Annotated in this window: 29 protein-coding genes; 21 read left to right on the top strand and 8 right to left on the bottom strand. The window is 44.5% G+C overall.

Annotation, left to right across the window (positions count from 1 at the left end):
- Nucleotides 1–401 precede the first annotated feature (401 nt).
- The 4 genes from AC3CID_RS23830 (at nt 402) to norW (ending at nt 5445) form a co-directional block, all read left to right on the top strand.
- Complete coding sequence (locus AC3CID_RS23830) at nt 402–1268, top strand: glycerol kinase (RefSeq protein ID WP_171314223.1); 867 nt, start codon at nt 402–404, stop codon at nt 1266–1268.
- Nucleotides 1269–1592: 324 nt separating this feature from the next.
- On the top strand, nt 1593–2249 hold the full coding sequence (locus AC3CID_RS23825) for an NAD(P)H-dependent oxidoreductase (RefSeq protein WP_488527638.1): 657 nt from the start codon (nt 1593–1595) through the stop codon (nt 2247–2249).
- Between the two features lie 555 nt (nt 2250–2804).
- Nucleotides 2805–4295 carry an anaerobic nitric oxide reductase flavorubredoxin gene (gene norV / locus AC3CID_RS23820; protein WP_488519480.1) on the top strand — a complete coding sequence of 497 codons (1491 nt, stop codon included), beginning with the start codon at nt 2805–2807 and terminating at the stop codon, nt 4293–4295.
- 1 nt (nt 4296) lies between these two features.
- Complete coding sequence (gene norW / locus AC3CID_RS23815; protein ID WP_488519481.1) at nt 4297–5445, top strand: NADH:flavorubredoxin reductase NorW; 1149 nt, start codon at nt 4297–4299, stop codon at nt 5443–5445.
- Nucleotides 5446–5558: 113 nt separating this feature from the next.
- Here the strand turns inward: norW and gltS are convergent, their stop codons facing one another.
- Nucleotides 5559–6785: a sodium/glutamate symporter gene (gene gltS / locus AC3CID_RS23810; protein ID WP_004732723.1), complete on the bottom strand. Its 1227-nt coding sequence runs from the start codon at nt 6783–6785 to the stop codon at nt 5559–5561.
- Between the two features lie 316 nt (nt 6786–7101).
- Nucleotides 7102–7458 (bottom strand): YibL family ribosome-associated protein, encoded by a 357-nt coding sequence (locus tag AC3CID_RS23805; RefSeq protein WP_004732722.1) that lies wholly within the window; start codon nt 7456–7458, stop codon nt 7102–7104.
- A gap of 383 nt (nt 7459–7841) precedes the next feature.
- Between AC3CID_RS23805 and AC3CID_RS23800 the strand changes: the two genes are divergently transcribed.
- Nucleotides 7842–8639 (top strand): DUF4344 domain-containing metallopeptidase, encoded by a 798-nt coding sequence (locus AC3CID_RS23800; RefSeq protein WP_488527637.1) that lies wholly within the window; start codon nt 7842–7844, stop codon nt 8637–8639.
- A gap of 126 nt (nt 8640–8765) precedes the next feature.
- On the opposite strand, the gene AC3CID_RS23795 is transcribed toward AC3CID_RS23800, so the two are convergent.
- Complete coding sequence (locus AC3CID_RS23795) at nt 8766–9152, bottom strand: tautomerase family protein (RefSeq protein WP_004732720.1); 387 nt, start codon at nt 9150–9152, stop codon at nt 8766–8768.
- A 277-nt stretch (nt 9153–9429) separates the two neighbouring features.
- On the opposite strand from AC3CID_RS23795, the gene AC3CID_RS23790 reads away from it, so the two are divergent.
- The 16 genes from AC3CID_RS23790 to AC3CID_RS23715 all read left to right on the top strand — a co-directional run bounded on the left by AC3CID_RS23790 (nt 9430) and on the right by AC3CID_RS23715 (nt 22206).
- Entirely contained in the window at nt 9430–10050 is a 621-nt protein-coding gene (locus tag AC3CID_RS23790; protein ID WP_488527636.1) for an LON peptidase substrate-binding domain-containing protein, read from the top strand.
- Between the two features lie 110 nt (nt 10051–10160).
- A complete protein-coding gene (locus AC3CID_RS23785) occupies nt 10161–10808 on the top strand; it encodes a sigma-70 family RNA polymerase sigma factor (protein ID WP_017077063.1) in 648 nt (215 codons plus the stop codon).
- Nucleotides 10801–11532, top strand: a complete 732-nt coding sequence (locus tag AC3CID_RS23780; protein ID WP_488527635.1) for a ChrR family anti-sigma-E factor — start codon at nt 10801–10803, stop codon at nt 11530–11532. The genes AC3CID_RS23785 and AC3CID_RS23780 overlap by 8 nt, the downstream gene beginning before the upstream one ends.
- Before the next feature lie 176 nt (nt 11533–11708).
- Nucleotides 11709–12656: a YbgA family protein gene (locus AC3CID_RS23775; RefSeq protein ID WP_054546099.1), complete on the top strand. Its 948-nt coding sequence runs from the start codon at nt 11709–11711 to the stop codon at nt 12654–12656.
- Nucleotides 12653–14098 carry a deoxyribodipyrimidine photo-lyase gene (phrB, locus tag AC3CID_RS23770; protein ID WP_488527634.1) on the top strand — a complete coding sequence of 482 codons (1446 nt, stop codon included), beginning with the start codon at nt 12653–12655 and terminating at the stop codon, nt 14096–14098. Before AC3CID_RS23775 ends, phrB begins: the two co-directional genes overlap by 4 nt.
- Before the next feature lie 14 nt (nt 14099–14112).
- The gene (locus tag AC3CID_RS23765) at nt 14113–14544 is read left to right on the top strand and encodes a nuclear transport factor 2 family protein (RefSeq protein WP_488527633.1); all 432 of its coding nucleotides are present in this window, start codon (nt 14113–14115) and stop codon (nt 14542–14544) included.
- On the top strand, nt 14544–15275 hold the full coding sequence (locus tag AC3CID_RS23760) for an SDR family NAD(P)-dependent oxidoreductase (RefSeq protein WP_488527632.1): 732 nt from the start codon (nt 14544–14546) through the stop codon (nt 15273–15275). The genes AC3CID_RS23765 and AC3CID_RS23760 overlap by 1 nt, the downstream gene beginning before the upstream one ends.
- Before the next feature lie 2 nt (nt 15276–15277).
- Nucleotides 15278–16549: an NAD(P)/FAD-dependent oxidoreductase gene (locus AC3CID_RS23755; protein WP_488527631.1), complete on the top strand. Its 1272-nt coding sequence runs from the start codon at nt 15278–15280 to the stop codon at nt 16547–16549.
- On the top strand, nt 16546–17352 hold the full coding sequence (locus tag AC3CID_RS23750; protein WP_488527630.1) for a DUF1365 domain-containing protein: 807 nt from the start codon (nt 16546–16548) through the stop codon (nt 17350–17352). Before AC3CID_RS23755 ends, AC3CID_RS23750 begins: the two co-directional genes overlap by 4 nt.
- 118 nt (nt 17353–17470) lie before the next feature.
- Complete coding sequence (locus AC3CID_RS23745) at nt 17471–18751, top strand: class I SAM-dependent methyltransferase (RefSeq protein ID WP_488527629.1); 1281 nt, start codon at nt 17471–17473, stop codon at nt 18749–18751.
- Complete coding sequence (locus tag AC3CID_RS23740) at nt 18729–19250, top strand: DUF2878 domain-containing protein (RefSeq protein WP_488527628.1); 522 nt, start codon at nt 18729–18731, stop codon at nt 19248–19250. The genes AC3CID_RS23745 and AC3CID_RS23740 overlap by 23 nt, the downstream gene beginning before the upstream one ends.
- 3 nt (nt 19251–19253) lie before the next feature.
- Nucleotides 19254–19841: a chalcone isomerase family protein gene (locus AC3CID_RS23735; protein ID WP_114634382.1), complete on the top strand. Its 588-nt coding sequence runs from the start codon at nt 19254–19256 to the stop codon at nt 19839–19841.
- Entirely contained in the window at nt 19838–20380 is a 543-nt protein-coding gene (locus AC3CID_RS23730) for a DUF3833 domain-containing protein (RefSeq protein WP_488527627.1), read from the top strand. Before AC3CID_RS23735 ends, AC3CID_RS23730 begins: the two co-directional genes overlap by 4 nt.
- A 313-nt stretch (nt 20381–20693) precedes the next feature.
- The gene (locus tag AC3CID_RS23725; protein ID WP_004732701.1) at nt 20694–20957 is read left to right on the top strand and encodes a hypothetical protein; all 264 of its coding nucleotides are present in this window, start codon (nt 20694–20696) and stop codon (nt 20955–20957) included.
- A 222-nt stretch (nt 20958–21179) separates the two neighbouring features.
- A complete protein-coding gene (locus AC3CID_RS23720) occupies nt 21180–21854 on the top strand; it encodes an SDR family NAD(P)-dependent oxidoreductase (protein WP_017084997.1) in 675 nt (224 codons plus the stop codon).
- 112 nt (nt 21855–21966) lie between these two features.
- Nucleotides 21967–22206 carry an RNA recognition motif domain-containing protein gene (locus tag AC3CID_RS23715; protein ID WP_017106751.1) on the top strand — a complete coding sequence of 80 codons (240 nt, stop codon included), beginning with the start codon at nt 21967–21969 and terminating at the stop codon, nt 22204–22206.
- 255 nt (nt 22207–22461) lie between these two features.
- Here the strand turns inward: AC3CID_RS23715 and AC3CID_RS23710 are convergent, their stop codons facing one another.
- The 5 genes from AC3CID_RS23710 to AC3CID_RS23690 form a co-directional block, all read right to left on the bottom strand.
- Nucleotides 22462–22806 carry a ribosome recycling factor family protein gene (locus tag AC3CID_RS23710; RefSeq protein WP_099165963.1) on the bottom strand — a complete coding sequence of 115 codons (345 nt, stop codon included), beginning with the start codon at nt 22804–22806 and terminating at the stop codon, nt 22462–22464.
- Between the two features lie 211 nt (nt 22807–23017).
- Nucleotides 23018–24250, bottom strand: a complete 1233-nt coding sequence (locus AC3CID_RS23705; RefSeq protein ID WP_488527626.1) for a MalY/PatB family protein — start codon at nt 24248–24250, stop codon at nt 23018–23020.
- Between the two features lie 122 nt (nt 24251–24372).
- On the bottom strand, nt 24373–24840 hold the full coding sequence (locus tag AC3CID_RS23700; protein WP_488527625.1) for an OsmC family protein: 468 nt from the start codon (nt 24838–24840) through the stop codon (nt 24373–24375).
- Nucleotides 24841–24868: 28 nt separating this feature from the next.
- Entirely contained in the window at nt 24869–25261 is a 393-nt protein-coding gene (locus AC3CID_RS23695; protein ID WP_054546086.1) for a GFA family protein, read from the bottom strand.
- 101 nt (nt 25262–25362) lie between these two features.
- Nucleotides 25363–26349 carry a LysR family transcriptional regulator gene (locus tag AC3CID_RS23690; RefSeq protein ID WP_428782850.1) on the bottom strand — a complete coding sequence of 329 codons (987 nt, stop codon included), beginning with the start codon at nt 26347–26349 and terminating at the stop codon, nt 25363–25365.
- Nucleotides 26350–26402 lie beyond the last annotated feature (53 nt).

Raw genomic sequence — 26402 nt, 5'->3', positions numbered from 1 at the left:
ACACCATGAATTTAAATTACAAAGCCAAATTGATGAGAATAAATATCATTAACACAAGATCTAGATCACACTTTATTTTGTAATACTTAAAAATAAATAGTGATGCAAATCACACTTAATAAAATGTAGCATCTAAGATCTATATAAACCGTATAAAAGAACATCGTGTCACGTATAGAAAATATGCACCCAGATGAGCAAAATCGCTAATTGTGTAATTTAATTACAAAAAGAACCACATTTCCCACAACATCAAAACCAGACATGACTTTCTACTAAAAACATAGACCAGTGAGCTGCAGTTAGCATTAGTAGATGTGATATGGTAGTTACCAGTGCTATCAGATCATGTATCCCTCCAAAACCCATCAGCGGATCACTCTGCTATTTGAGAAAAGACTATGTCAGACAAAATTTCCACATCCGCACTCGCTAAACAAAAAGGCATAGAAGCTAAAACTTTATTTAGCGATCTAAAAACAGCGGGTTATATCGTGCGCTCACAAGAGCGCTGGGTTCTTACAGAACGAGGAGAAAGCTTTGGTGGGGAATATGTCGAACATAAGAAGTTCGGTGTCTTTATTGTCTGGCCAGAGAAACTGCTTATCGATTTGGATTCATTCTCAGGAAACACATTGACCGCCACTCAGCTCGGCGGTGCCTTTCAACTCAGCGCAAAGAAAATCAACTTATTGCTCAATGAGCTTGGCTGGATAACAAAAGAAGACGACGGCTGGCATGTCACCTCTACAGGCTTAAAAGCCGGTGGTGAACAAAGAGAAGATAAAGCGACTCAAAACTTATTCGTGGTTTGGCACGACTCACTGGTTCGCAATAAACGTTTGAAGCAGTCTGTTGTCGAATTCCTAGGACACGATGCTGAAAGGCATTCTACTGATGTATCGTTTTCTAGCTTTCGCCAGAAGTTTGAAGCGAAACACCGAACCTTAGATGGGCACTATGTTCGTTCAAAGGGAGAGCTGATCATTGATAACTGGCTTTATATGGCGGGAGTGGTTCATGCCTATGAACGTCCGCTCCCGATATCAAAAGAAGTAATGAGCGATTTCTACCTGCCAAGCGGCAAAGTATACATTCAGTTCTGGGGAACAGATTCAGGCTCTATAGAAGAAGACAAACGAAGTGCGACCAAGAAAGTTTACCAAGAGCATGGTTTTAGCTTGATTGAACTTAACCCTGAAGATATCCCAAACCTCGACAGCGTACTTCCCTCTTTATTACGCCAATATGGAATCAAGGCGTACTAACTGGCTGATTTTCGAAAACCAACACACACCCAGATCACACAAATCAAATCATTATGGATATTATTAACCATAGTGATTTGATGTGTTCGCTATTTTTCCCGAGCCAATCTTCTATTATCTTACACCCATCGACTTGAGCTACCGCAGATACTCGATTTATTGGGGCATGTTCGATAGCCATTTAAGCGTTCAGCCTTTTAGAGGCTGACTGTTCTAGAAACGACTTCTATAGAGATATAGCCTAAATGCGTTATCCGTTTATTGTTGACGTTACCGAACATAAAACCCTACAACATTTATTATTGATAGATATTAGGATTCAACATGACTCATCCAATCATTACTGATCTAAACACTCGTTACACAGCTAAAAAATACGATGCCGACAAACGCATCTCTGCGGAAGACATGGAAGTAATCAAAGAAGCACTTCGTTTATCAGCTTCTTCTATCAACTCTCAGCCTTGGAAATTCATCATCATTGAGAGTGACGCAGCAAAACAACGTTTTCACAATACTTTCGAGAACATGTTCCAGTTTAACCAACCACATGCGAAAGAAGCATCACATACGATCTTGTTTGCTCACGATCCTAAGTACACTAAAGAGAAATTCGCTAAGCGTGCTGACACAGAAGTAAGCTCTGGTCACCTACCCGCTGAAATGTACGAGCAATTCTTAGGTGCTTACGCATTCGCAGAAATGAACACAGACGAAACGGGGTTCAACGGTAACTGGACTAAGTCTCAAGTGTACATCGCACTAGGTAACACAATGCACACACTGGCTCGTCTTGGCATTGCATCAACACCTATGGAAGGCGTAGATGCCGCTATGATCGGCGAAGAGTTTGCTGACGAACTGGAAGGTCACGTTGTTGATGTAGCGCTAGCAATCGGCTACCACAAAGACGGCGAAGACTATAACCACGGTAAACCAAAAGCACGTCTAGCTCTTGATGAAATCGTGACGACGCTTTAACACGTTAATTAAGATGACGAATGAATCAACAGCTATAACACGTTAAACAGTTACAACGCTTAACTGCTACAACGCTTTAATTTTTAAAACGCTTTTTCGTTTTACAAAATATAGTTTCAACAGCACTTCAGACTGTTAAATTACACTGCCTTGTTTTGGCCAGACACTCGTCTGGCCTTTTTCATGTCTGTATTTCGCATCCATCTTTTCTATCTCAGTTTTAGCCATCCCAGCCGCTTTTTAGACCATCAATACCTAATCAATCCACGTGTTCTAATTCGCGAAGCGCAGGAGTTACGCTATAATCCCCTTTGTTAAAACAGGTTCCTCACCCTGCTCTTTCTGAGCAAACATCATTAATTTTCTTGCCAAACCGCTATAAATTCACAAAGTCATAAAGACATCTAAGATTCATTTTAACCATAAAACTCAGCACGTCAAAATGACTCACCAGACAACATAAACTCCAAACAAACACATTGAAAACAGGCACTTAAAAACATGGCACAACTAGTGCAATGATGACCTTAGATATTTAAATAAGGTATTATCATTATGACTATTCACGTTAAATCAAATGTTCACTGGGTTGGCGTCCACGATTGGGAAACAGAACACTTCCATGGTAAGGAATACCACATGAACAAAGGTACCAGCTATAACTCGTACCTGATTCGTGAAGAGAAAACGGTGCTTGTTGATACCGTTGATCATCGCTTTACTGAACAATTCCTTGCAAACCTTGAGATGGAAATCGACATCAACGAGATCGACTACATCATTTGTCAGCATGCTGAAGAAGACCACTCAGGTGCCCTTTCAGCACTATTAGCCAAAATTCCAAACACACCCGTCTACTGCACAGAAGCTGGCGTTAACTCGATTGTTGGCCATCACCATCAGCCTGACTGGAACTTCCGAACCGTTAAAACAGGCGACACGCTCGATGTCGGTAACGGTAAGCAACTCATCTTTGTTGAGATGAAAATGCTGCACTGGCCAGACTCAATGGCAACATACCTCACTGGTGACGAGATCCTGTTCAGTAACGATGCGTTCGGTCAGCACTACTGTGATGAAAACCTATTCAACGATCAGCTAGACCAAGTCGAGCTTCATGATCAATGTCTGCGTTACTTCTCGAACATCCTCACACCTTTCGCGCCTTTGGTGAAAGCGAAGATAGAAGAAGTATTGAGCTTAGGTGTGCCTATCGATGTTATCGCAACCTCTCATGGCTGTATTTGGCGCGACAACGCGACGCAAATTGTTGAGCAATACTACGAGTGGTCTAAAGCCTACAAAGAAGATCGTATCACCATTGTTTACGACACCATGTCGAACAACACTCGCATGATGGCTGACGCAATCGCAAAAGGTATCCGTAAAGGCAGCCCAGAAACAGCAATCAAAGTCTTTAATATCTCTAAGCACGATAAGAATGACATCCTTGCCAATATCTTCCGTTCAAAGGGCGTGCTTGTTGGATCATCGACCATGAACAATGTGATGATGCCGCAAATCGCCGCACTACTTGAAGAAGTACACGGCCTCCGCTTTGCAGAAAAAAGAGCCGCAGCATTTGGCTCTTCAGGGTGGACTGGCGGCGCAGTAAAACGCATCGATGCTCGCTTACGTGAAGCCAACTTCGAAGTGAGCGCACCTCAGCATATTCACTGGAAACCAGATACAGACGCACTTCGCCAATGTATTGATTACGGAATGACACTTGCTGAAGTTTGGCGTGTAAATCCAGACGAAGTCAGCGCACCAAAGCAAGTATCACGCAATGTTACACCGCTTGAGGCAAACACCACTGCCGAGCTCAAAGACACGACAGAGCAAGAAACAGAAGTAGCTCAAGATAAGTCAGTACACACTGCAGACTGCACTTGCTGGCGCTGCACTGTCTGTGAATGGGTGTTCGACCCACAATTGGGTGAACCCTACCAAGGCGTTGAACCAGGAACACCTTGGGCACAAGTGCCGGATGACTTCCTTTGCCCAGAATGCCATTTAGGCAAAGAAGTGTTTGTGGAGAAGTAATATGGACAACATTGTTATTGTGGGCGCTGGTTTCGCTGCCTTACAAACCATAAAGATGATCCGTAAAACTGACCCAAATATCGCTATTACAATGGTCACTGCTGATGCGGGTATTGAATACAGTAAGCCGAATCTTTCGCATGTATTCAGTCAAGCTCAAACACCTCAGCAACTTGCGATCAATACTGCTCAACAATTAGCTGAGCTGCATAACGTTGTCATTAAAACCAACGTTTGGGTAAACGAGATTAACACCGAGCAACAGTTTATTGTCGCTGGCGATGATGTCATCCCATACTCAAAACTAGTGCTGGCGACCGGTGCTACGCCTTTCATACCTGCTGCTGAGGGGTTGAGTGTTCAGGCAACGATTACTCTCAATAGCTTGGAAGAGTTCGAAAAACACAAAGCTCAGATCGACGCTGCGCAACGAATCACCGTTATCGGTGGCGGGCTCATTGGCGTCGAGTTAGCTTTCGACCTTCAAACTGCGGGGAAAAGTGTCACGATCATTGAACCAGCAAGTTATCTATTAGGTAGTTTGGTGCCACCTTTTATCTCTTTAGAACTGGAACGAGAGCTTCGTAAAGCCGGTGTGACAGTTGAGACGGATGCAATGGTAAGCCATGCCACCTATCTCGCTGACGGAGTAAGGTTACAAACGACCTCTTCTCGATTAATCAAAACCGATGTGGTCATCGCTGCAGCTGGGTTAATGCCAAATACAGCACTCGCGCAACAGACAGGAATGGCAGTGAACAGAGGTATCATCGTTGATGAAGCAATGAGAACTAACATCAAAAATGTCTATGCCATTGGGGACTGTGCTGAGATTCAAGGACGAGTAATGGCTTACCTGCAACCCGCGATATTAGCGGCCAACGTATTAGCGAAACAACTCACTACGGGTGAAGGAAAGCTAAGCTTGCCGCATATTATGACTAAAGTGAAAACGCCTAGTTATCCGATTCAACTGGCAGGCCGTGATATTCAAACTGCTCAGAGTTGGGAGACTCGGTTTGATCCAAAAGGGATTGTCGCCAAAGGTTTTAATGAGGCAAACCAACTCGTCGGATTCATTGTCACAGGGGAACACACTAAAGCAGCATTTCCTCTGCTTAAAGAACTACAGACCAGCTCACCGACATAAGATAAAATCTATAAGTTCGTATACGCTAGACAATAAAAAAGCCAGTCAACAGACTGGCTTTCTTGTATTCATCTTAGTGCGATTAGCTCATCGCATTTAAGCAAAGGCGAACATTAACCGATAAACGAGATGTAACCTTGAAGGATGATCAGGTTAACGATATCGATAAAGAAGGCACCAACGATTGGCACAACCATGAAGGCTTGTGGCGACGGACCGAATCGGTTCACCAAAGAACCCATGTTCATTACCGCTGTTGGTGTTGCACCTAGGCCGAAACCACAGTGACCACCCGCCATAACCGCTGCGTCGTAGTTAGAACCCATTACTTTGAACGTCACAAAGTAAGAGAAGATACCCAACACCACAGCCTGAACCGCAAGGATAACCAAGAACGGAATCGCAAGGTCAAAGATGTTCCAAAGCTTAAGGCTCATTAGCGCCATAGCTAAGAACAGCGACAATGACACCGTACCAAGAATATCGACCGTTTCACTGTCGGTTTTATGCAGCTTAGTCACTTCAAAAACGTTAGTGATGAACACACCGATAAACAACGCGTAAACGAAGTCAGGAATCATCAACCAAGAAATTTCAAAAGTCGCTACCCACTCTTCTAAGTATTTCGCCCCCGAGATACAGATTAGAAGAATGAACAATACTTCAATCACCTTCTTCGCTGTTACTTTGTCTTCTTCATACTCGTTGTAAGTAACAAGTTCAGGAAAACGCTCATGGGTTTGTGTGCCGGTGCCGTACTCAGATTCAAGCTGGTTTTTATCAATCAGCTTTTGTGCTACTGGGCTACCGATAATACCACCGATAATCAAACCAAACGTCGCTGAAGCCATCGCGATTTCTAGAGTATTGGCAATGCCAAACGTGTCTGAAAAAGTTTGAGACCAAGCTGCGCCCGTGCCGTGACCACCCGAAAGCGTGATAGATCCAGCAATCAAACCCATCAAAGGTTCAAGGCCTAGTGCCGTCGCAAGTGTTACACCTACACCGTTTTGGATAATGATGTAAACCGAAGCCACCCCTAAGAATAGGAATACCTTAGCGCCACCTTTTATCAGCTGCGTGTAGTTAGCCGCAAGACCGACCGTTGCAAAGAACATCAACATAAAAGTGTTCTGCAGGGGCAAGGAAAACTCAAGATCAAGGCCGTTAAAGTGCAGGGCTGTAATAGCAAAAGCGACAATCAAGCCGCCGACAATGGGCTCTGGAATATTGTACTTTTTGAGAACCGGAAGCTTTGCATTGACGAAATGACCTAGAAACAAAACACTAATCGCGATTAGGAAGGATTCTAGTGGTCCAATTGAAATTAATTGATTCATATAACCTCTATTTTTTTACGTTCTCATCTTCCTTAATGAGTCTAGTTTTATCTGTAATTATCTGTGCTGCTCTACCTATATTTATACAAACTGGAGAGAAATTGTAGATTCGAAAAGCGAACACATTACTGCGTTCACTTGGTGCCATGTTAGTGACACGTTAACTTTTATAGGAGATAAAAGGATTTGTGACAACAATCACCTCCAAAAAGTTGATAACGGCGTGAGTATCCTTGCCGCTGACTCTGCTTTTTTAATACCTAAAAAAGCAAAAAGGAGCTATTACTAGCTCCTCTTTCATCACCATCACTGGTAATTAGAATTTTTTCGGTGCATAACCAGTCATAACCTCAATGCGAAGCTCTTTACCGATCTTCGTCATTGGGTGAACAATTACGAGCCCTTTTACAGACTTCTTAAGTTTACCCATATCCGCTTGCTCAGCTTTTGTAATCTCACGGCTAAATGGCATATCAACCAAAGACTTACGCTCTTGATTTACATCGAAGCTTTCTTTGTGTTTCAACTGAGCAATTTTCTTGGTTAGCTTCTTAATCTCGTCTTCAAATTGACGAACAACAGGACGATCATTACGAGTTTTAGCAGCCGCTAACTTGTTGCGACATTTGTCTAGACGGTTGTTAATTTGTTGAAGTTCGTTTTTAACACTCATAATAATTTCCTAAGATTTAACAAGCCAATTCGGATTGGGGCGCGGAGTATAGCACAAGGGTTCACTTGAACCGAAATTTATCTATCAATTACCAACAGAAACGAATCACATCACCGCTGGTCATTCAGCTCGCCAATTCTTTGTAGCCGAACCTCAAAGCGGGTCACTCATTAATCAGTTCGTGTCGACTTCAAAAATTGCTGTCCTCGATGCTTCAAAATTCAGTCTAAACTTGTAATCTAACCACAGTAAATAACTCAATTAACTCAAACAGCTTAAACAGCTTAAGGTACATAACTTAGATCGCGTAACTTGAGTTACATGACTTAGGGGGATCACCTTAACACCGAGCCTGACTCGCCGCATAATCACAAGGATAGCCGATGACATTATTGAAACGAACACTGGCCTACAGCCTAGCCCTTAGCTCAGTGTTTGCCGCCACTTATGCATCTAGTGAACAAACAACCCAAAGTAACCTGATCGTTAAGTTCTCTTCACCACAAAATACTGAAGAAGAGCAGCTCAAACGTGAAATTCAAAACAGTGGCGTCAATGACACTGTGATTGACCTGTCAAACCAACTCTTCATGTTTGAAAAGCCATTAACCATTCAATACGGCGGGGAAGAAGGTCCACTCTACGATCCACAAACGCATCAAGTGCTTATCCCGTATAGCTTCTACTCTGAGTCGCTTAATTACTTTGAAAAGAATCAATACGAAAAAGAGTATGGAAAGACCGCGCAAACTGGTGCTATCGATACCTTGCTTCATACTCTACTTCACGAAGCTGGGCACGCTTATATCGAAGACCAGAATATTGCCATACTGGGCAAAGAAGAAGATGCCGTTGATAACCTCGCGACAGTGCTTTTACTTAACTACGTAGAACATGGAGGTGATGCCGCAATCAGCGCCGCTGACATGTTCGCTTTCGAGTCAGAAGACCGCCCTGAGTATTACGACTTGGGTGAATACATTGATGAGCACAGTTTTGATCTACAGCGCTACTTCTCCACATTATGCTTGGTGTATGGCAGCGATCCTGATGCCTACAAGAACTTGCTCGATGAAGTAGAAAACGACTATTTGAAAGATAGGAAAGAGTTCTGTGTGGAGCACTTTGATGTCATCAATGCCAACTGGCACCGTTACCTAAAAGAGAACGACGAGAGCTAATGGTTTAACCTTCTCTATTGGTCTTCTTCAATAACAAGCGGCTTAGTGTTTTTCTAAAGCCGCTCTCAGTAATCTATAAATCCAAGATTTAAAGTGGAATATATCTTAGTCCTGCGACCTTAGACCTTAGACCTTCACTTTATACTTCAGGTCTTGGGCTTCATCACCGGTCATGCCTCGAAACCCCCAACAGTGTGCAGGTTGTTCCTTGATGGTTATTTCAATATCAATAGGAGAGATAGCTAACTGCTTCTCTATTTCAGAGAATATCTTCTTAATTAAGCGCTTCTTGGTGTTGACCGCTCGGCCTTCCATCATATTGATCTCTATAACAGTATAGGCTTCTGTTCTTCCTTCTGGATAAAAGAAATCATCTCGCTCCAATGGAACAAATCGATGCGCTCGCTTATCATCGGGTAAACCCATTTCACTGTTTAAGCACTGTTGCAACACATTAGAGAGCTGCAACTTAATTGGATTCAAGCATTCTTTGATACCATATATAACAATCATGACCATTCCTTTGATGCGATGTCAGGTAAAGAAGAAGGTTAGATAGAAGCATCGTCTGGCGACTACCCATCCGCTTACTATTCGTACATATATTACCTAATGACGCGCATGAAAGAAGGTAAAAACAATGAATTTATGAGCATGTGCAACAAAAAATCATCTGCTTTGGCTCATGTCTATAGCTCATCACCCAATAACAACAACCACAATCAATTGATCGAACACCACCGACTCCGCGTATATCTTCTCAAATTACATTTGAACTAAGGAGTGCTATGTGCCGAATTCATCGAGCCAGACCACACGGACAGACGCCGAACCAGAGGCACTCGTAGAGTCTTCTTTCGAGCTCGCCGTATTTCCCCTTCCGATATTCCTTCTGCCCGGAGGTCGCCAGAGGCTACGCATCTTTGAACCAAAATATCTTGCTATGGTTGCACATGCGGCCCAAGGAGATGGGTTCATTATTGCCACCCAAGACAGCACCAACTCTGAACAACTCAGTTCTTGGGGAACCAAAGTGTCCATCGTTGATTTCAACATGTCTGACGACCAAATTTTGGAAATCGATGTCGAAGGCCAACAGCTGGTTCAGCTTCACGGACCGTTTCGAGACGACGATGACCTGATAAAAAGCCAGTTCAGGTTGTTACCTCATTGGCCAGATCTAGAATGCAAAGTACCGAACGTATTTACTGCATTCTTAGTACAGCTGTTTCGAGACCACGATTCAATCAGAACGCTCTACCCCACTCCAGACTTCGAAAGCCCACGATGGATTTGTGCGCGATTACTCGAAATGATGCCTATCCCATTGGAAAAGAAAACAGAATTTACCGAACCCGCTAGCTTTCCTTCTTTAGTTCCTTTTTTGAATCAAATCATTACGGGGCAATAAGCACTTTTCTTCACTATAATTTTGTATAGTGGAAATTAATTTAAATTAAAGTGATCCCGACCTTCTCCTTTCACGTAGTGCCACTCAAATTCGCATGATGGTTAAGTACTATGCAAGTCGAAAGCAGAAGTTCAGGGAACGGCAAGGAGCATGTCATTATCCCCGACAACAAACTACCTAATGAAAATAAGGTACCTACAGAGCTCTCAAGCTGGTTGATTTTGGTTGGTTCAGACCGAGACAAACAAGCCTTCACCTGTTTGTTCAAGTTCTTCGCACCTAAGATCAAGCGTTTTGGAATCAGCAAGTTGGGCAGCGAAGCTGCTGCAAACGAGCTAGTTCAAGACACGATGACTAACGTTTGGAAGAAAGCGCATCTCTACAACGAAGAGAAAGGCGCTGGGACTACTTGGGTCTATACCGTGATGCGAAATGCAGCCTTCGACATGCTACGAAAGGTGAAAGCAAAAGCAGAACAAACAATCGCTGACGACATTTGGCCAATAGATGCAATGGTCGCGGAATCTCAAAGCGATGAATTACCGTTTGGTGATCATTTGATGAGCCGCCATGTAATGACTCAAATAGAGAAGCTGCCTTTGGCTCAGAAAACGATTGTCAAAGGCGTTTACTTTCAGGAGTTGTCACAAGAGCAACTCGCTCAACAACTTGGCGTCCCACTTGGAACCGTGAAATCACGTCTGAGACTCGCTTTAGCCAAACTTAAGGTTCACATGGGGGAACAAGATCATGATTAAACATCACCCAAATGCCGCAATTTTGAAAGATTTTGTCGATGGCACACTCGCAGACTCAGTTTCTTTGATTGTCTCTAGCCATGTAGAACTGTGTGAACACTGCCAACAACAAGTAAGCATGCTGACGGCGCAAGCTGCTGACTCAGTCTTTGAAAGCGATACATCTGCCTTTGAAAGCGATACATCTGCCTTTGAAAGTGATACCTCAGGGCTTCAACTTTCTGACAGCAAAATGGATGCGTTCCTATCCGATGATGGAGAGTTTGATTTTGATGCGATTGCTCAAATCACTGCTGATTCATCTCAAGCTATCGAAGTGACACCCGAAGTTCAGCAAGTTACGGTTGCAGACACCACGTTCACTATTCCTCGCGCGTTGAATTCAGTGGCGAGAAAAGACTGGATGAACTTAGGCAAAATTTCGCGAGCGCGACTCGATTTTGACGACGAAGCACACCACACCAGTTTACTGCACATCGACAAAGATGGACAAGTGCCATGCCACACCCACAAAGGCTTTGAGATTACGCTTCTTTTAGAAGGCAGTTTCGAAGATGAAATGGGCGTCTACAACAAAGGCGATTTCATCTGGTTAGATGGTGACCACACTCACCAACCAGCCACCAAAGAAGGTTGTGTGTGTTTAACTGTTTCAAGTGATGCGCTTTACTTCACAAAAGGTGTGAGCCAGTTATTCAATCCACTCGGTAAATATATCTATTAACCCAGTTGCACGCTATAAATATACAGGATGGCATGAAGTTATCCTGTATATCGTCAAATACATCTGGCTTAAAACATCAACGGTGTTGAGACTTAAAACACACCCGGCTCTGTAAGTACGATTAGCAATGTTGAAATATAATAAATAGCTCAAAGCAAGAGCAAAGGAGTTGGCCAATGGAAAAGAAAATTAAAATAGGCATTAGTGCTTGTGTTGCAGGACATAAGGTACGTTTCGATACAGGTCACAAACGCTCTCGTTTTTGTACAGATGACCTTGCAGATTATGTTGAACTAGAACCAGTATGCCCAGAAATGGCAGTGGGTCTTCCAACACCTCGCCCAACCATTCGCCAAGTTCGTCAGCTAGACAATATCATTCACGTTTCTAGACCTGACGGTTCTGGTGATGTGACCAATGATCTGATCGAGTTTGGACAAAACTATTCAAAGAGCAACCAGCACATCGCAGGATTCATTGTGTGTCAAAAAAGCCCAACCTGCGGTATGGAAAGAGTAAAAGTGTACCACCACCACGGTCGCGGCTCTGAATCGACAGGCGTAGGCATGTTCACCAAACAAGTGATGGAAGGCAACCCATTACTTCCTGTTGAAGAAAATGGTCGCCTCAATGACCCTATTTTGCGCGAAAACTTCATGACACGTGTCTTCACTTATCAGAAGTGGCTCAACCTTGTTGACGAAGGCGTAACTAAACACAAGCTGATTCAATTCCACAGCGCTCACAAGTACTTGGTAATGTGTCACCACATTGAAGGCTATAAGAAACTTGGGAAATTATTAGCAAGCAACGATCTTGAAATCGATGAGTTGGCAAAACAATATATTGAAGGCTTGATGACGGCATTATCTCACCACGCGAACCGTGGTAGCCACGCCAATACTCTGCATCATTTGCAAGGTTACTTTAAGAAACAATTGAGCAGCGCGCACAAGCAAGAGCTTACCAATCAGATTTCATCATTCAGAGAAGGTCTTGTTCCTCTGTTAGTTCCACTCACACTGATCAATCACTACTTGATGGAATACCCAAACGAGTACCTTGAATCACAGGTTTACCTAAACCCGCACCCACAAGAACTTAAGCTGAGATACGGATATTGAGCGACATTCTATGGATAAGACGAGACCTGAGGATTCACGATAACCCAGCGCTCGTCTCTGCAGTTGAAAACGGCGTCTCTATCGCCGTTTTTATTTCAACGCCACTGCAATGGCAGCAACACCACCTTGCGCCAATCAAAGCCGATTTAATCTATCGTCACCTGCAGCAACTTGAATCCCAACTCGCTGAATTTGGGATCGATCTTCTGCACCTCAAAGCCCGCGATTTTGACGACCAAGCCGCACAACTCACTCATCTATACAAACAGCTTGATGCTACGTGTGTTTACGCCAATTCTGAGCCTGAAGTAGACGAGCAGTTACGTGACAAACGCTTAATCGCTAGCGGTATAAAACTGAAGATAACCGACTGCGATACGATTCTGCCATTAGGTAGCGTGCTGAATAAACAAGGCGAGATGTTCAAGGTTTTCACACCTTTCAAAAACGCATGGTTAAAAGAAGTGCAAGCGAAAGGCATCATTTGCAGCCACGCTCCAGTGCATTCAACAGGATCAGCGCAAGCAGGTTCATCTGAAACGGATTCGCTTCAGAATCCATCACAACTGAAACAATCGTTAAGTGGTTTTTCTGGCGAGTACGATTTCGACTTTCCGCGTGTTGATTCAAGCCGTTGGCCATTAAGCCAAGATGTGCTGGGCAATGTGATTCCCAATTTCTTAGCCAATAAAGTTAATGACTATTCTCGCCTTAGAGACATTCCATCGTTAAAAGGCACGTCTGGCCTTTCTCCTTACTTGGCGATTGGCGCTGTGAGCCCACGTTGGTTAGCGATTCAGTTGATACAGCAACAACCCGATTTGTTGTTTGACACACAACTACCAGCCTTTTCTTGGCTTAATGAATTGATTTGGCGAGATTTTTATAAGCATTTGATGTTCCATCATCCTAAACTGGTTAAAGGTGCGAACTTTCAGCAGAAATACAACGGCTTAGATTGGTATCACGACAACCCTAGCTTCCAAGCTTGGTGTGAAGGTAAAACCGGCTATCCATTGGTTGATGCGGCAATGCGTCAATTGGTTGAAACCGGTTGGATGCACAACAGATTAAGAATGGTGGTCGCAAGCTTCCTAACCAAGCACCTGCTGATCGATTGGCGTTGGGGTGAGCGTTTCTTTATGTCGCACCTTATCGACGGAGACTTTAGTGCCAACAATGGTGGCTGGCAGTGGGCTTCAAGTACGGGCTGTGATGCTCAACCTTACTTCCGAATTTTCAATCCAATCACTCAGAGTGAAAAGTTTGATCCAAAAGGAATTTTTATTCGTAAGTACATACCAGAGCTGCAAAATATCCCAGATAAGCATGTGCATTTCCCACATGACTTTATCGCTAAAAACGGAATAGACAGCGAATACTGGCAACCCATCGTTGAGCATAAAGAAGCACGATTGAGAGCCTTAGCCTTCTTCAAATAATTAGAGTGAATATTATGGATAACTCTCTATGGCTTGATAACTTTCTCAACATGTATCGAGAACTCGGAACCGACAATTTCGACGTGCTTAAGACGGTTTATCACCCTGCTATTGAATTCCAAGACCCGCTGCATCATGTCAGCGGTATTTCGGCGCTTACGCTCTACTTCGAGAACCTCTACACCCAGGTAACGAGCTGTTACTTTCATATCGAACACACTTTCGAAGCGAACGACGAAGCTTCGGTGTATTGGACAATGCAATTTTCTCACAAGCAGCTGAACGGTCAAAAGCCGATCGAAGTACAAGGACACAGCCACCTTAAGATGCTCGACGGTCAAGTGGTCTATCACAGAGACTACCTTGATGTCGGCTCTATGTTGTACGAACACATTCCAGTTCTGGGCTGCGCCATCAAATCCATCAAAAAGAGAGCGAGCCAATAATGCGTATTATGATCACAGGCGCGACCTCAGGTATCGGCCAATCACTCGCTATCGATTACGCTCAACAAGGGCATCAGGTTATTGCTTGTGGCCGTAACCCAGACAAGCTGCAAGCCTTAGTTGATTCTCACGAGACAGACATCGCGCATTCATCCATTACGCCGCTCTGTTTCGATCTGACCGATTACCCCAACTTCCCAGAGCTCGACCAAGACAAGCCGCTCGATCTGCTGATTTTAAATGCGGGTGATTGTGAATACATCAACGACCCAGTGAATTTTGATGCTGAGCTTTTCGAGCGCGTCATCAACATAAACCTGATTTCAATTGGCTACGCCCTTAAAGCCTGGCTAAAAAACATCAAGCCGGGCGGCCGTTTGGTTTTAGTAAGCTCCAGCGCCAGCTTTTTACCTTTGCCAAGAGCCGAGGCTTATGGCGCTTCAAAGGCAGCCCTCACCTACTTAGGCAGAACACTGTCGGTTGATCTGGCCGAGCACAATATTCATGTCTCAATTGTGCACCCAGGCTTTGTTGAAACGCCATTAACCGAGCGAAATACTTTCTCTATGCCTATGATTATTAGTAGTGAGGCCGCAACTCAGCGAATCGTAAATGGTATTACTCAAGGAAAGAGTGAAATCGATTTCCCAAGACGATTCATCATGTTGATGAAGCTACTAAGAATGCTTCCAACTCCAGTTTGGCAAAAACTCGCTTCAAGGATGGTATAACAATGAAGAAAATCGCCATTATTGGGTCAGGTATCTCTGGACTCACTTGCGCACACATATTAGATAAGCACCACGACGTGACCGTATTCGAAAAGAACGATTATGTTGGGGGCCACACCGCTACCGTTGATATTGAACATCAAGGCTCGGCGTTTTCGATAGATACAGGTTTCATCGTATTCAACGACAGAACCTACCCAAACTTCAATCAGCTACTCGTACAACTCGGTGTTGAAAGGCAACCTACCGAGATGAGTTTCAGCGTCCACAACACGACTACCAAGTTTGAATACAACGGCCACAGCATTAATTCGTTGTTTGCTCAGCGAAGCAATATTTTCAAACCTCAGTTCTGGTCTTTAGTGTCAGACATTCTCAAGTTCAACAAACTGTGTAAGGCTCAGTTTGAAAGCAATGAATTCACACCAGACGTAACCCTTGGCAGTTTCCTACGCGATAATCAATTTTCCGATTTTTTCAGCCAGCATTACATCCTACCGATGGGCGCAGCAATTTGGTCGACAAGTTTAGAGGAGATGGAAGAATTTGAGCTTAAATTCTTCATTCAATTCTTCTATAACCACGGCCTGCTCGACATCGCGAACCGTCCACAATGGTATGTGATTCCTAAAGGGTCGCGCTCTTACGTTGAAATCATCCTTTCACGCTTGAACAAATCCGTCGCTTTGAACACATCGATCAAACAAGTCACTCGCCATGAAGCGGGCATCACGATTGAATTTGAAGATGGCGCTACACAAGACTTCGACGAAGTGATATTTGCTTGTCACTCAGACCAAGCGTTACGTTTACTCGGCGATGCAACAGAGCAAGAGAAACAGGTTCTAGGCGAGATCCCATACAGCCGTAATGAAGTGGTTCTGCACACTGATACCCGATTGTTACCAGACAGAAAGCTGGCATGGGCAAGTTGGAACTACATGTTGGATGGCGACAGTAAACGACCTGCCTGTGTGACATACAACATGAACATTCTGCAAGGCATCGAAAGCCAGGACACCTTCTGTGTGACCTTGAATCAGAGCGAAGCTATCGACCCAGAAAAAATCATTCGCAGCTTTGTTTATCATCACCCGGTACTTAACTCGAACACAGTAGAGGCTCAGCACAAGCGCGAACAGATCTGTGGCAAAAACCAGACTCACTTCGCCGGCGCATACTGGTACAACGGGTTCCATGAAGATGGCGTCCACAGTGCACTCGACGTGACCAAACGCTTCGGTTTAGATTTGAGTACGAGTTCAGCGCTATGAACAGTCAAACTCTGACATCCGAAATGGAGATCGCATCTGAAAAGAGTGAAGAGCTCAGCGGTATCTATTGGGGCAACGTCAGACACCGCCGCTTTGGCGACATCACTCATGAGTTCAGCTATCAGCTGTATATGATGGGGTTAGATCTCGATGAACTGCCCCAAACCACAGTGCGTAGTGCGCTGTTCGGAACTCGATGGTACAACCCGATTCGCTTTGTCGAATCGGATTATCTGGCTGAAAAAAAAGAAAATGCCACCACAGATGAACCAAAATCACTTAAACAACGTATAGCTTCCAAAGTGCAAAAACTTGGTGGGGTTTGGTCTGATTCAAACCGTGTGACGATGCTGGCTCAGTGCCGCTGTTTAGGTATCTACTTCAGCCCAATCAACTGTTTCTTCTGTTACGACGAAACTGGAGATTGTAAGTACATGTTGGCTGAGGTGAGTAACACGCCTTGGCGAGAAAGACACTATTATCTGATCGACATGCACCAAGAGTTGAAAGTAAAAAAAGAGTTTCACGTTTCGCCGTTTATGGATTTGAACATGACTTATTTTTGGAAGATTAAGCCACCAGCGAAACGCACCTTGGTCCACATTGAAAGCCGCCGAGACGACAAGCTTTTCGATGCGACACTGGCTTTGACGAAACAGTCAGTAACCAAGACAAACATTAGACGAACGGTATTCAAGATTCCGGCAATGACGATTAAAGTCGTGATGGGAATTTATTATCAGGCTCTCAAATTATTCCTGAAAAAAGTACCGTTTGTGGGGCATCCAGATTCAACATCTTAAGTGTCTTCACAGCAACTAAATAATAGAACTCGACCCAAGCTTGGGTTGGCTCCAACCAAGGGGCACAACCCAGCTAAGTTGGCACAAAATATTAGAATGAGTTATCAGCGAGGTTTACATGGAACAGCTTGCCAAACAAAACAACAACATTGAACAACAAGCTAAAGCCGTTGCTGTTTCAAGCAACTGTAAATATCGAGCTTTAATCTTTAAGGTTTTAGAAAGCCTGCAATTCGCGACGCTTGAGATCATTGAGCGCGACCAGCATTCGGTGTTCGGCGATCGAGAAGCCGACTTGAAAGGTCGAATCGTGATTCACGATGCAACCTTTTTTAGAGATGTCGTGATTGACGGCAGTATTGGCGCATCTGAGGCCTACATTGATGGAAAATGGACAAGCCCAGATCTCACCAAAGTGATTCAAATCATGGCTCGAAATCAATCTCAACTCGACGAGCTTGACGATAAAACACAATGGATTTCTCGCATCAAAAATCTATTGCTGCGTCGTAAGAATGCTAACACCGAGCAAGGCTCTAAACGTAATATTCTTGCGCACTACGATATTGGTAATGAGTTGTACGAGCGCTTCCTAGACAGCTCGATGCAATACTCTTCCGCTATCTACAGCGAAGAAGCAGAAACCCTATCCAAAGCTCAGCAAAACAAAATGAAAACCATCTGTGAGCGATTAGAGTTGTCAGAGAACGATAACGTGGTCGAGATAGGCACGGGCTGGGGTGGTTTAGCGATATTCATAGTGCAACACTACGGATGCCATGTCACCACAACCACAATCTCAGATGCCCAACACGCGCTTGCAGAACAGAGAGTCAAAGCGCTTGGCTTAACCGACAAAATCACCCTGCTCAAAGAGGATTATCGTAACCTCACTGGTGAGTATGACAAGTTGGTTTCTATCGAGATGATTGAGGCGGTCGGCCATGAATATCTACAGACCTTCTTTGAGAAATGTTCTTCACTGTTGAAACCATCAGGCAAAATGCTGATTCAAGCAATCACCATCGCCGACAGTCGTTATGACAAATACCGCAAAGGCGTCGACTTTATTCAGAAATACATTTTCCCAGGCGGTTGCCTACCTTCGGTCTCAGTGATGACCCAACACCTTGCGACCAGTACAGACCTTGTTGTCCAAGAAATCGATGACATTGGCCTGCACTACGCTCGAACGCTTAATGATTGGAATGTTGCCTTTGAAAACAGTTGGGAAGAGTTAGAGTCTCTCGGCTATTCAGAAGAGTTTAAGCGCTTGTGGATCTTCTACTTCTGCTACTGTGAAGGTGCATTCAAAGAGCGCGTGATCAGCACTCACCACCTAGTTGCAAGAAAACCTCGTTACTTTGGAGCAAAAGATGAAACGGTTTTGGATTATTAATCTCGTTCTGTTTCAAGCGACCTGGGTTTGCAGCGCGTTCTTTACCGCGCAAGCCCCGTTCGTGGCGCCACTGATTGTGGCCGTTCACTTCCTTCTCTCCCCTACTCGCAGTAGCGATGTGAAAATACTCATTTTATTACCATTAGGGCTGTTGCTTGATAGCCTCTTGCTTCACTTCGGCGTGTTTGCAGTCGACTCTGAAATTGCGAATCAATCGTGGTTTCCAGTCTGGCTCGTTTGCCTGTGGATCATGTTTTTAATCAGCTTTAACCACAGCCTAAATTGGCTTTTAAAATGCTCGAAAGTGATCTTGTTTGTCATAGGGTTCGTAGCAGGTACTAGTAGTTATTGGGGAGGCATCAAAGCAGGCGCCCTTCTGACTACTTGGCCAGACGCATCGGTGTTAGCTGCCCTTGCAATAAGTTGGGGGATTTTGTTGCCCTTACTGGTGGCCGCTTACTCCAACTTAGTACAACCCAAAATGGCAACAACGAGGTGACTTATGGCTTTTCCACGCAACCCTACGCAAGCGTTCAAATCTGAGAGCGATATTAGTCGCGTTCGCACTCAAACAAGCGAGCAATCAAGAATCCGACTATTTAGCTTAGTCACCTTAACCCTCATTTACGCAGCACTCCTATTTACCGGGAATGCCAAAGCTTCTGCTGTCGATGATTTAAATAAGCGCGGTCAGGGAGAAATGAGCTACTTGTTTTGGACTTTGTATTCTGCAGAGTTCTACACCACTCCGTCTAACTCTGAGCGTGCTTTGAAACTTGAGTACTACCGAGCAATTGACAGCAAAGACCTTGTAGACGCAACCAAAGACCAGTGGAGCAAACTCGGTTACTCAAGCAACAATATCCAACGTTGGTTGAAGCCTTTGTACGCAATGTGGCCCAACGTTGAGGAAGGCAGCACGCTGACTATCCGAGTTGCTGAAGACAACGTAAGTCGCTTCTATTTTGATGAGCAACCCATCGGCACCATCCAAGACAAGCAATTTGGTGAAGCCTTTCTCGCGATTTGGTTATCTGAAAACACATCTGAGCCTGGTCTACGCAAACAACTATTAGGTTTGAACAAATGAATCCAAAAACAACAATAATAAAATTTGCTTTGGCACTGTTTTCACTCACTTGGCTGACGGGGTGTGGCTCTGCTAGTTTAGAAAACCACGTAGACACTACGCCAGAGCTCAAGCTAGAAACCTTTTTCAATGGGGAGCTAATGGCTTACGGCATGGTACTAGACCGCTCTGGTAACCTACTACGCCGTTTTGACGCTAAGCTTGTCGCGACTTGGGACGGTGACAAAGGCGAAATCAAAGAGTGGTTCTCTTTTGCTGATGGCGAGCGCTCAACACGCGTTTGGAACCTGATAAAAACCGGCGAAAACACCTATTCAGGCACTGCTAATGATGTAGTCGGTACCGCTAATGGCGAGACTCTAGGTTCTGCTCTGTATTGGAAATATGACTTAGAAATCGAAGTCGACGGCAGCACCTATGAAGTCGTATTAGACGACTGGATGTTCTTGATGGACGACAAACGCCTGTTCAATAAAACCGAGATGTCTAAGTTCGGCTTTAAAGTCGGAGAGGTCATCTTATACATAGAGAAGATTTAATTTAACCGCTCTGTCCTGTTCCCATTTTCATCAACGGTAGCCCTTACCCCAAAAGACACTTTCAGCCTACCATATAATCTCAGCCCACAATGCAATCTCAACCCACAACAGAAAATTGTGGGTTGTTCTGTTTAATCCCTCGAATAGCATACCTGTATGCTCAAGCCTTTGTGCTAAGATGCGCCACCAGCATACAAATGGGCTAAACTCAGTTGAGCGGATGTGATACACAGTTCCACCAATTCAGAGCACTTCCCCATTGTTTCGCTAAGCGTAGATTCCCTACCATGAATAATTGAAAAGGCTTTAAAGCATGAGCAAGTTGACCTCAGCGGAGCGTAAAGCTCGCGACAATGAACGTTTCTCACAACGTGTAAACGACCGCAGAGAAAAAGGCGAAGACGTAGTTGCTTACGCACTGACCAACAAGAAAGCTGTAAAATTCCTGACTAAGTCGGAAAAGAAACGCTTCAATGAAGCAAAAGTCATTCGCCAAGAAGAACAGCGAGTGAAAGATCAAGAAGAACTCAACAGAATCGAAGACTCATTCACGACCAAACAGTTCGACGAAGAGTAATCTGATTTCAAAAGCGCTGGCTCTATGCCGGCGCTTTTACCTTTACGCGCTTTACCTTTAGGCATTTTTTCCTTTCTGATTATCTTCCTATCTTCCTACGACTTTCTCAAACCTCTGTTTTATCGATCTTACTCATGGATCTCTGCATCTTGGTCTTAGATCTCAGCAAACAGATATTCAAAGCCTTACTATCTCGATTCAATTCAACAATTCCGAGTCACCATGATTTTAATCACCGGATCAAGCAGCGGTTTAGGCGCAGCTTTAGCCAAACAATATGCGAACACATCGAACAGCCGTCAGCGCTTAATGATCACTGGCCGCAGCTCCCAACGTTTAGCTGAATTAGCGAAAAGCCTGCCAGCGAATACTGTTAGCCAAGCCTGTGACTTGTGTGATCCACAATCAGTGAGCGAGTTATTGGATGCGTTGCCTGAAACACCAAAGCTGGTGGTTCATAGCGCAGGCAGTGGGTACTTCGGTAAAATTGAACAACAAGATCCCGCCGCCATCAGCGACATGCTGAAAAACAATATCGAGTCCTCGATTTTTCTGATTCGTGAGCTTGTTCAGCGTTACAAAGATCAACCCGTCACCATTGCGGTCGTGATGTCGACCGCGGCTCAAGGCGCTAAAGCAGAAGAATCCACCTACTGCGCTGCAAAATGGGCCGTTAAAGGCTTTATCGAATCGGTAAGGTTGGAGCTCAAAGGTCATCCGATGAAGATCGTTGCAGTTTACCCCGGCGGGATGGCAACCGAGTTCTGGGGAACCAGCGGCAAAGCGATGGATACCTCAAGCTTTATGACCGCACAAGAAGCCGCTCAAATGCTGCAGCAGGCGTTAACCAGCACCGAGCATGGATATGTGTCAGATATCACGATAAACCGCGGTTAACGGCTAATGAGAGCAGCGAACAGGTAAACCGAGCTATTCCGCTAATTATTTGTGAGGGTGAGCATGAAAGTGTGCGACAATGCTCGGCGTAAATTCATATTCAAGGTTTATTATGAAACTTCTAGTTCGTAACCTATCGCGCTCTACTGCTGAGCAAGACATCCGTGTTCTATTTTCTGAGTTCGGCTCAGTAAAAGAGTGCAGCCTAGTTTTAGACCAAGAAACTGGCGAATCTAAAGGCTTTGCATTTGTTGAAATGCCAGAGCACGAAGAAGCGAAAGCGGCACTAAACAAGCTGAACATGTCAAAGCTTGGCAGCAACACGATTCGTGTAAAAGTCGCTAACTCTTAATTAGAGCAAGCACTTAGCAAAGGCTGGTTGTTAGCTTATAGCTTAAGATTGATTGTTAACATCAGATTGGTCGTTAACAGCAGATTGATCGTTAACAGCAATCATCAAATGACTGGTCTCTTTATCTAGCTTCACCGTAAGCTCAGATAATAAAGCCCGTAACGATATTCCGCTGAAAAAGCATAATATCGTTACGGGCTTTTTGCTGCTCGCGATTCTCTTTTCACAACCAACCTATTCACTTATAGTTTGTGCTTACAACCCTTCATGCTCATCAATCGCACGCCTTGCTTCTGCCATTGAACATCCTGATTCCATCACTAACTGCGCGACCGTCATCGAGGGCGTAGCGGCTAACAACGATGCCAAACACACCACAGGCTTAGGCAGTACTTTATCTATAGCAGTTGCTATCCAATCGTCTTTTTCATGAGTTAACATGGTTTTAAATTCAATGAGTTGATGATCTTGAGCCACCAACAGCCAGTTGCGTGAACGTCGCACTCGCTTCAACTGGCATCCACACTCTGTCGCATTCGCCATCACTTGGCTTTTATCACTCACACGATGTACAAAACTATTCAGTGGGACACTAAACATAACTCTCTGCTAACCAATCTATTCCTACCATTCAAGAGATCGCTACCTATCTCTCAGTACTTTCTAACTGTCACTCAATAAAACCGTACGTAGGATTACACAGACATAAAAAAACCGCCAGTGATGCACTAAGCAGCCTCGCGGTTTTTTGTTCTTTAGAGCCCAACGCTCAGCATCAACAGCTAAGCTGTTTTCAATTCAACATGGATAATCAGCAACAGCTTTTTGAATTTCTGCTATCACAGCAGTTTGAACTCTCCTGACTTCCTCGCTCAAAGCCATCAATAGCGTCTGCTAAAGCAGTAAATGATTGCTCGATATTGTCACGTGACGTTGCGATATTCATTCGCATAAAGTTAGGACTTTCAGCACCAAACCAACCGCCCGGCGTTAATCCCATTTTAGCCTGCTCAAACACCACGTTTTTCAATTCATCTTCCGAAAAGCCTAAGCCTGAGAAATCAAACCACACTTGGTAAGTCCCTTGCGGCTGAAAGACTTTCAATTGAGGAATGCGCAGCTCTGCAAACTCGGTAATCCACTTAACCGTGTCTTGCAGGTACACCAACATGCCATCTAACCACTCTTCGCCTTTTTCAAAGGCCGCCACGGTTGCAAACGTGCTGAATGCATTCCCGTGATCAAGATACATCGCGACCACATTGGTTTTGAACGCTTCAAATAGCTCATCATTGTTGGTGTACACATAGCCGTTTGAGATGCTGTGCATGCCGAAGGTTTTTGCCGGAGATCCAATCAAGGTGATGACCTTATCGTAGTCAAAACTGGTCGAGCTCGTAAAAGAATGACCTTCAAAAATAATGTCGGAATGAACTTCGTCGCTGATGATCAGCACATCGTGGCGCTTGGCGATTTCGATGACTTGTTCAATTTCTTGAGGTGTCCACACTCGCCCAGTCGGGTTATGTGGATTACAGAAAATCATCGTCTTCACTTTTTGCTCGATGATCTGTTGCTCCATACCATCGAAATCAATCTGGTAACCCTGTTCATCATTGAGCAATGGGCTTCTCACTACCTGACGTCCTGCTTTATTCACCAAGTTAGCAAACTGGTGATACGCCGGCGTATGGATCAGCACACCATCGCCTTCGTTGGTGAATTGGCGCAGTAACAGCGCGATACCAGAAAGCACACCCGGCACCTGAACGAACTTATCAGCAGATAGGTTCAAACCATGACGCTTTGAATACCATTGAGAAAGCGCTTCAAATACAGCCTGCTCATGAAACTCATAAGAGTACACACCGCGCTCAACCAAACGGTTCAACTCTTGAGTTATGGGTTCCGCCACCTGAAAATCCATATCGGCAACCCAATAAGGGAATACATCTGTGGTGTTATAAATGTTCTGTAGCATCTGCGGTTTGCTTTTGATAAACGCATTTTCACCATAGTTCGATGTACTGTTAAACGCTGTCATGGAGATGTCCTCAAATAGTGTGTTCGGTCTTTTTGCAATCAACTGAATTGCATGAATACCCTTAAGACGACGGCAAAATCAAAAAGACGAAGCTTTTAAAGAAATCTTGCGATTAATTTAAATCAATCTCGCATCTCGACCTTTATCTCTGTTTTTACCGAGTTCGCGATAAAGCAGTTTTTGTGTGCCAAGTGATGCAGTTTTTCGAGTTGTTTGGCGGTTGGTTGTTTGGTGCCTAGAAACACAATGTCAGGTCGCAGAGTCACCTTAGTGACCGATGAGCGTCCTGATTCATCTTCCTCAAGCACACCAATCGCATCATCCACATAAGAGTCGATCACATACTTCTGCTTCGCGGCAATTCCCAGAAAAGTCAGCATGTGACAGCTAGAAAGTGCCGCAATAAAGGCTTCTTCAGGGTCAACATTCGCTTCAACCGACAGTGGAAGTGGCACAACATGAGGAGAAGACGAAGCTGGCACCGTGACACCACCATCGAATTCCCATGTGTGGCCGCGACTGTATTGATTGTCGCTAAAGGCTTCATCGTCCGCTTTTTGCCAGCGAATGACTGCTCCGTATTCAGACATAATTCCTTCCCTTTTAATACTCAATAAATTAACGATCAGCTGGGTGATTAACACCATCGTTGGTCACCACATCACCAATATCAAAAGGGTTCACTCCTTCCAAACAGCCGATGTTAAAACCGTATTCATTTGGGCTTGAGCGGCGTTGGTGGTGGGTATAGATACCGCAGTTTGAGCAGAAGTAATGCTTCGCGGTGTTGGTATTAAATTGATAAAGCTTAAGATGCTCCGCACCTTTGAGGATCTTGATGCCATCTAGCGCAACAGAGCCCACAATCGCTCCCCTGCGACGACAGATAGAGCAATCACAACGACGTGGTTTTTCTATCCCGTTAGGTAAGCTGAGCTCTAATTCCACCGCACCGCAGTGACAGCGTGCCTTATGAAAAGGTTGGATAACCGTATTGCCGACTACTTTCATTTTTCTCTCCAATCACGTCCTTGTAATCGAACTATCTTAACGAGAACCATTTACCTTGTCCGTAACCTAGCATTGAGTTCGAGAGATCCGTCATAAGCTAGCTAGCGAGTGAGCGATTCTTCTTTATCTGGTTTATCTTCTGTATTTTCTTTATCTGACTGATCTGATTTCTCAACCAAACCACCAAAATTTTCAAATAGAAAATCCAAAAACAGTCGAATACGCTTCGGCTGATATTTCTTGCTGATGTACACCACATTCAAGTCGGCACTGGATACAGACATCGCGGTATTGAAGTTCTTCATGTAGCCGTTAAGTAACGTCACAAGGCGCTGATTATTGATGTCATCTTGCACATCCAGAATGGATTTCAGTGCAATCCCCTCTCCTTGTAGCGCCCAATAACGGATCACTTCGCCATCATCCGAAAATCGCTTAGGAACCACCGTCACAGCCTTCTTCATGTCATGATCTTGGAAGTGCCAAGTTTTGAGTTCTTCGTTGCTACGAAGCATCGCCAGACACGCATGATCAACCAAATCTTGAGGTTTGATCGGCGTCCCGTGTTTGGCGAGGTATTCTGGGGAAGCGCACAGCACACGTCGGCTCGGTGATAAGCGTCTGGATATCAAACTGCTGTCGACCAACTCACCATATCGGATAACGATATCCATGCCAGATTCAGCGATATTCGACAGATTGTCGTTCAAATACAGGTAGGGAATAACGTCGGGGTATTGCTGACAAAACTCCGACAAAATAGGCAATATGTACTGCTTACCGATGTCTTTTGGCGCAGCGATTTTTAGTGAACCTTTGACTTCTTTTACGCCATTTTGAATCAGGTTCTCAGCCTCACTGACGTTGTCTAAAATCTCCAGGCACGCCTTGTAATACAGTTCCCCTGAATCGGTCAACGACACATGTCGAGTGCTGCGGTTCAATAGCTTCACACCATATCGCTCTTCAAGCGCCTGCAGCCTTGCTGTCATTGTCGCAGGAGACAAGCCCAATTCACGCCCTGCCGCTGCTAGCCCATGATGCTTCACGATACCCACAAACATTGCCATATCTGAAAATTTGTCCATTTCTCGCCCTTTCGCTTATTCGCTTATTGCCTATTCCCTGTTACTTAATCTCA

This window comes from Vibrio sp. QJM3NY_21 (assembly GCF_057785975.1).
This window is presented reverse-complemented; position numbering and strand designations above follow the sequence as displayed.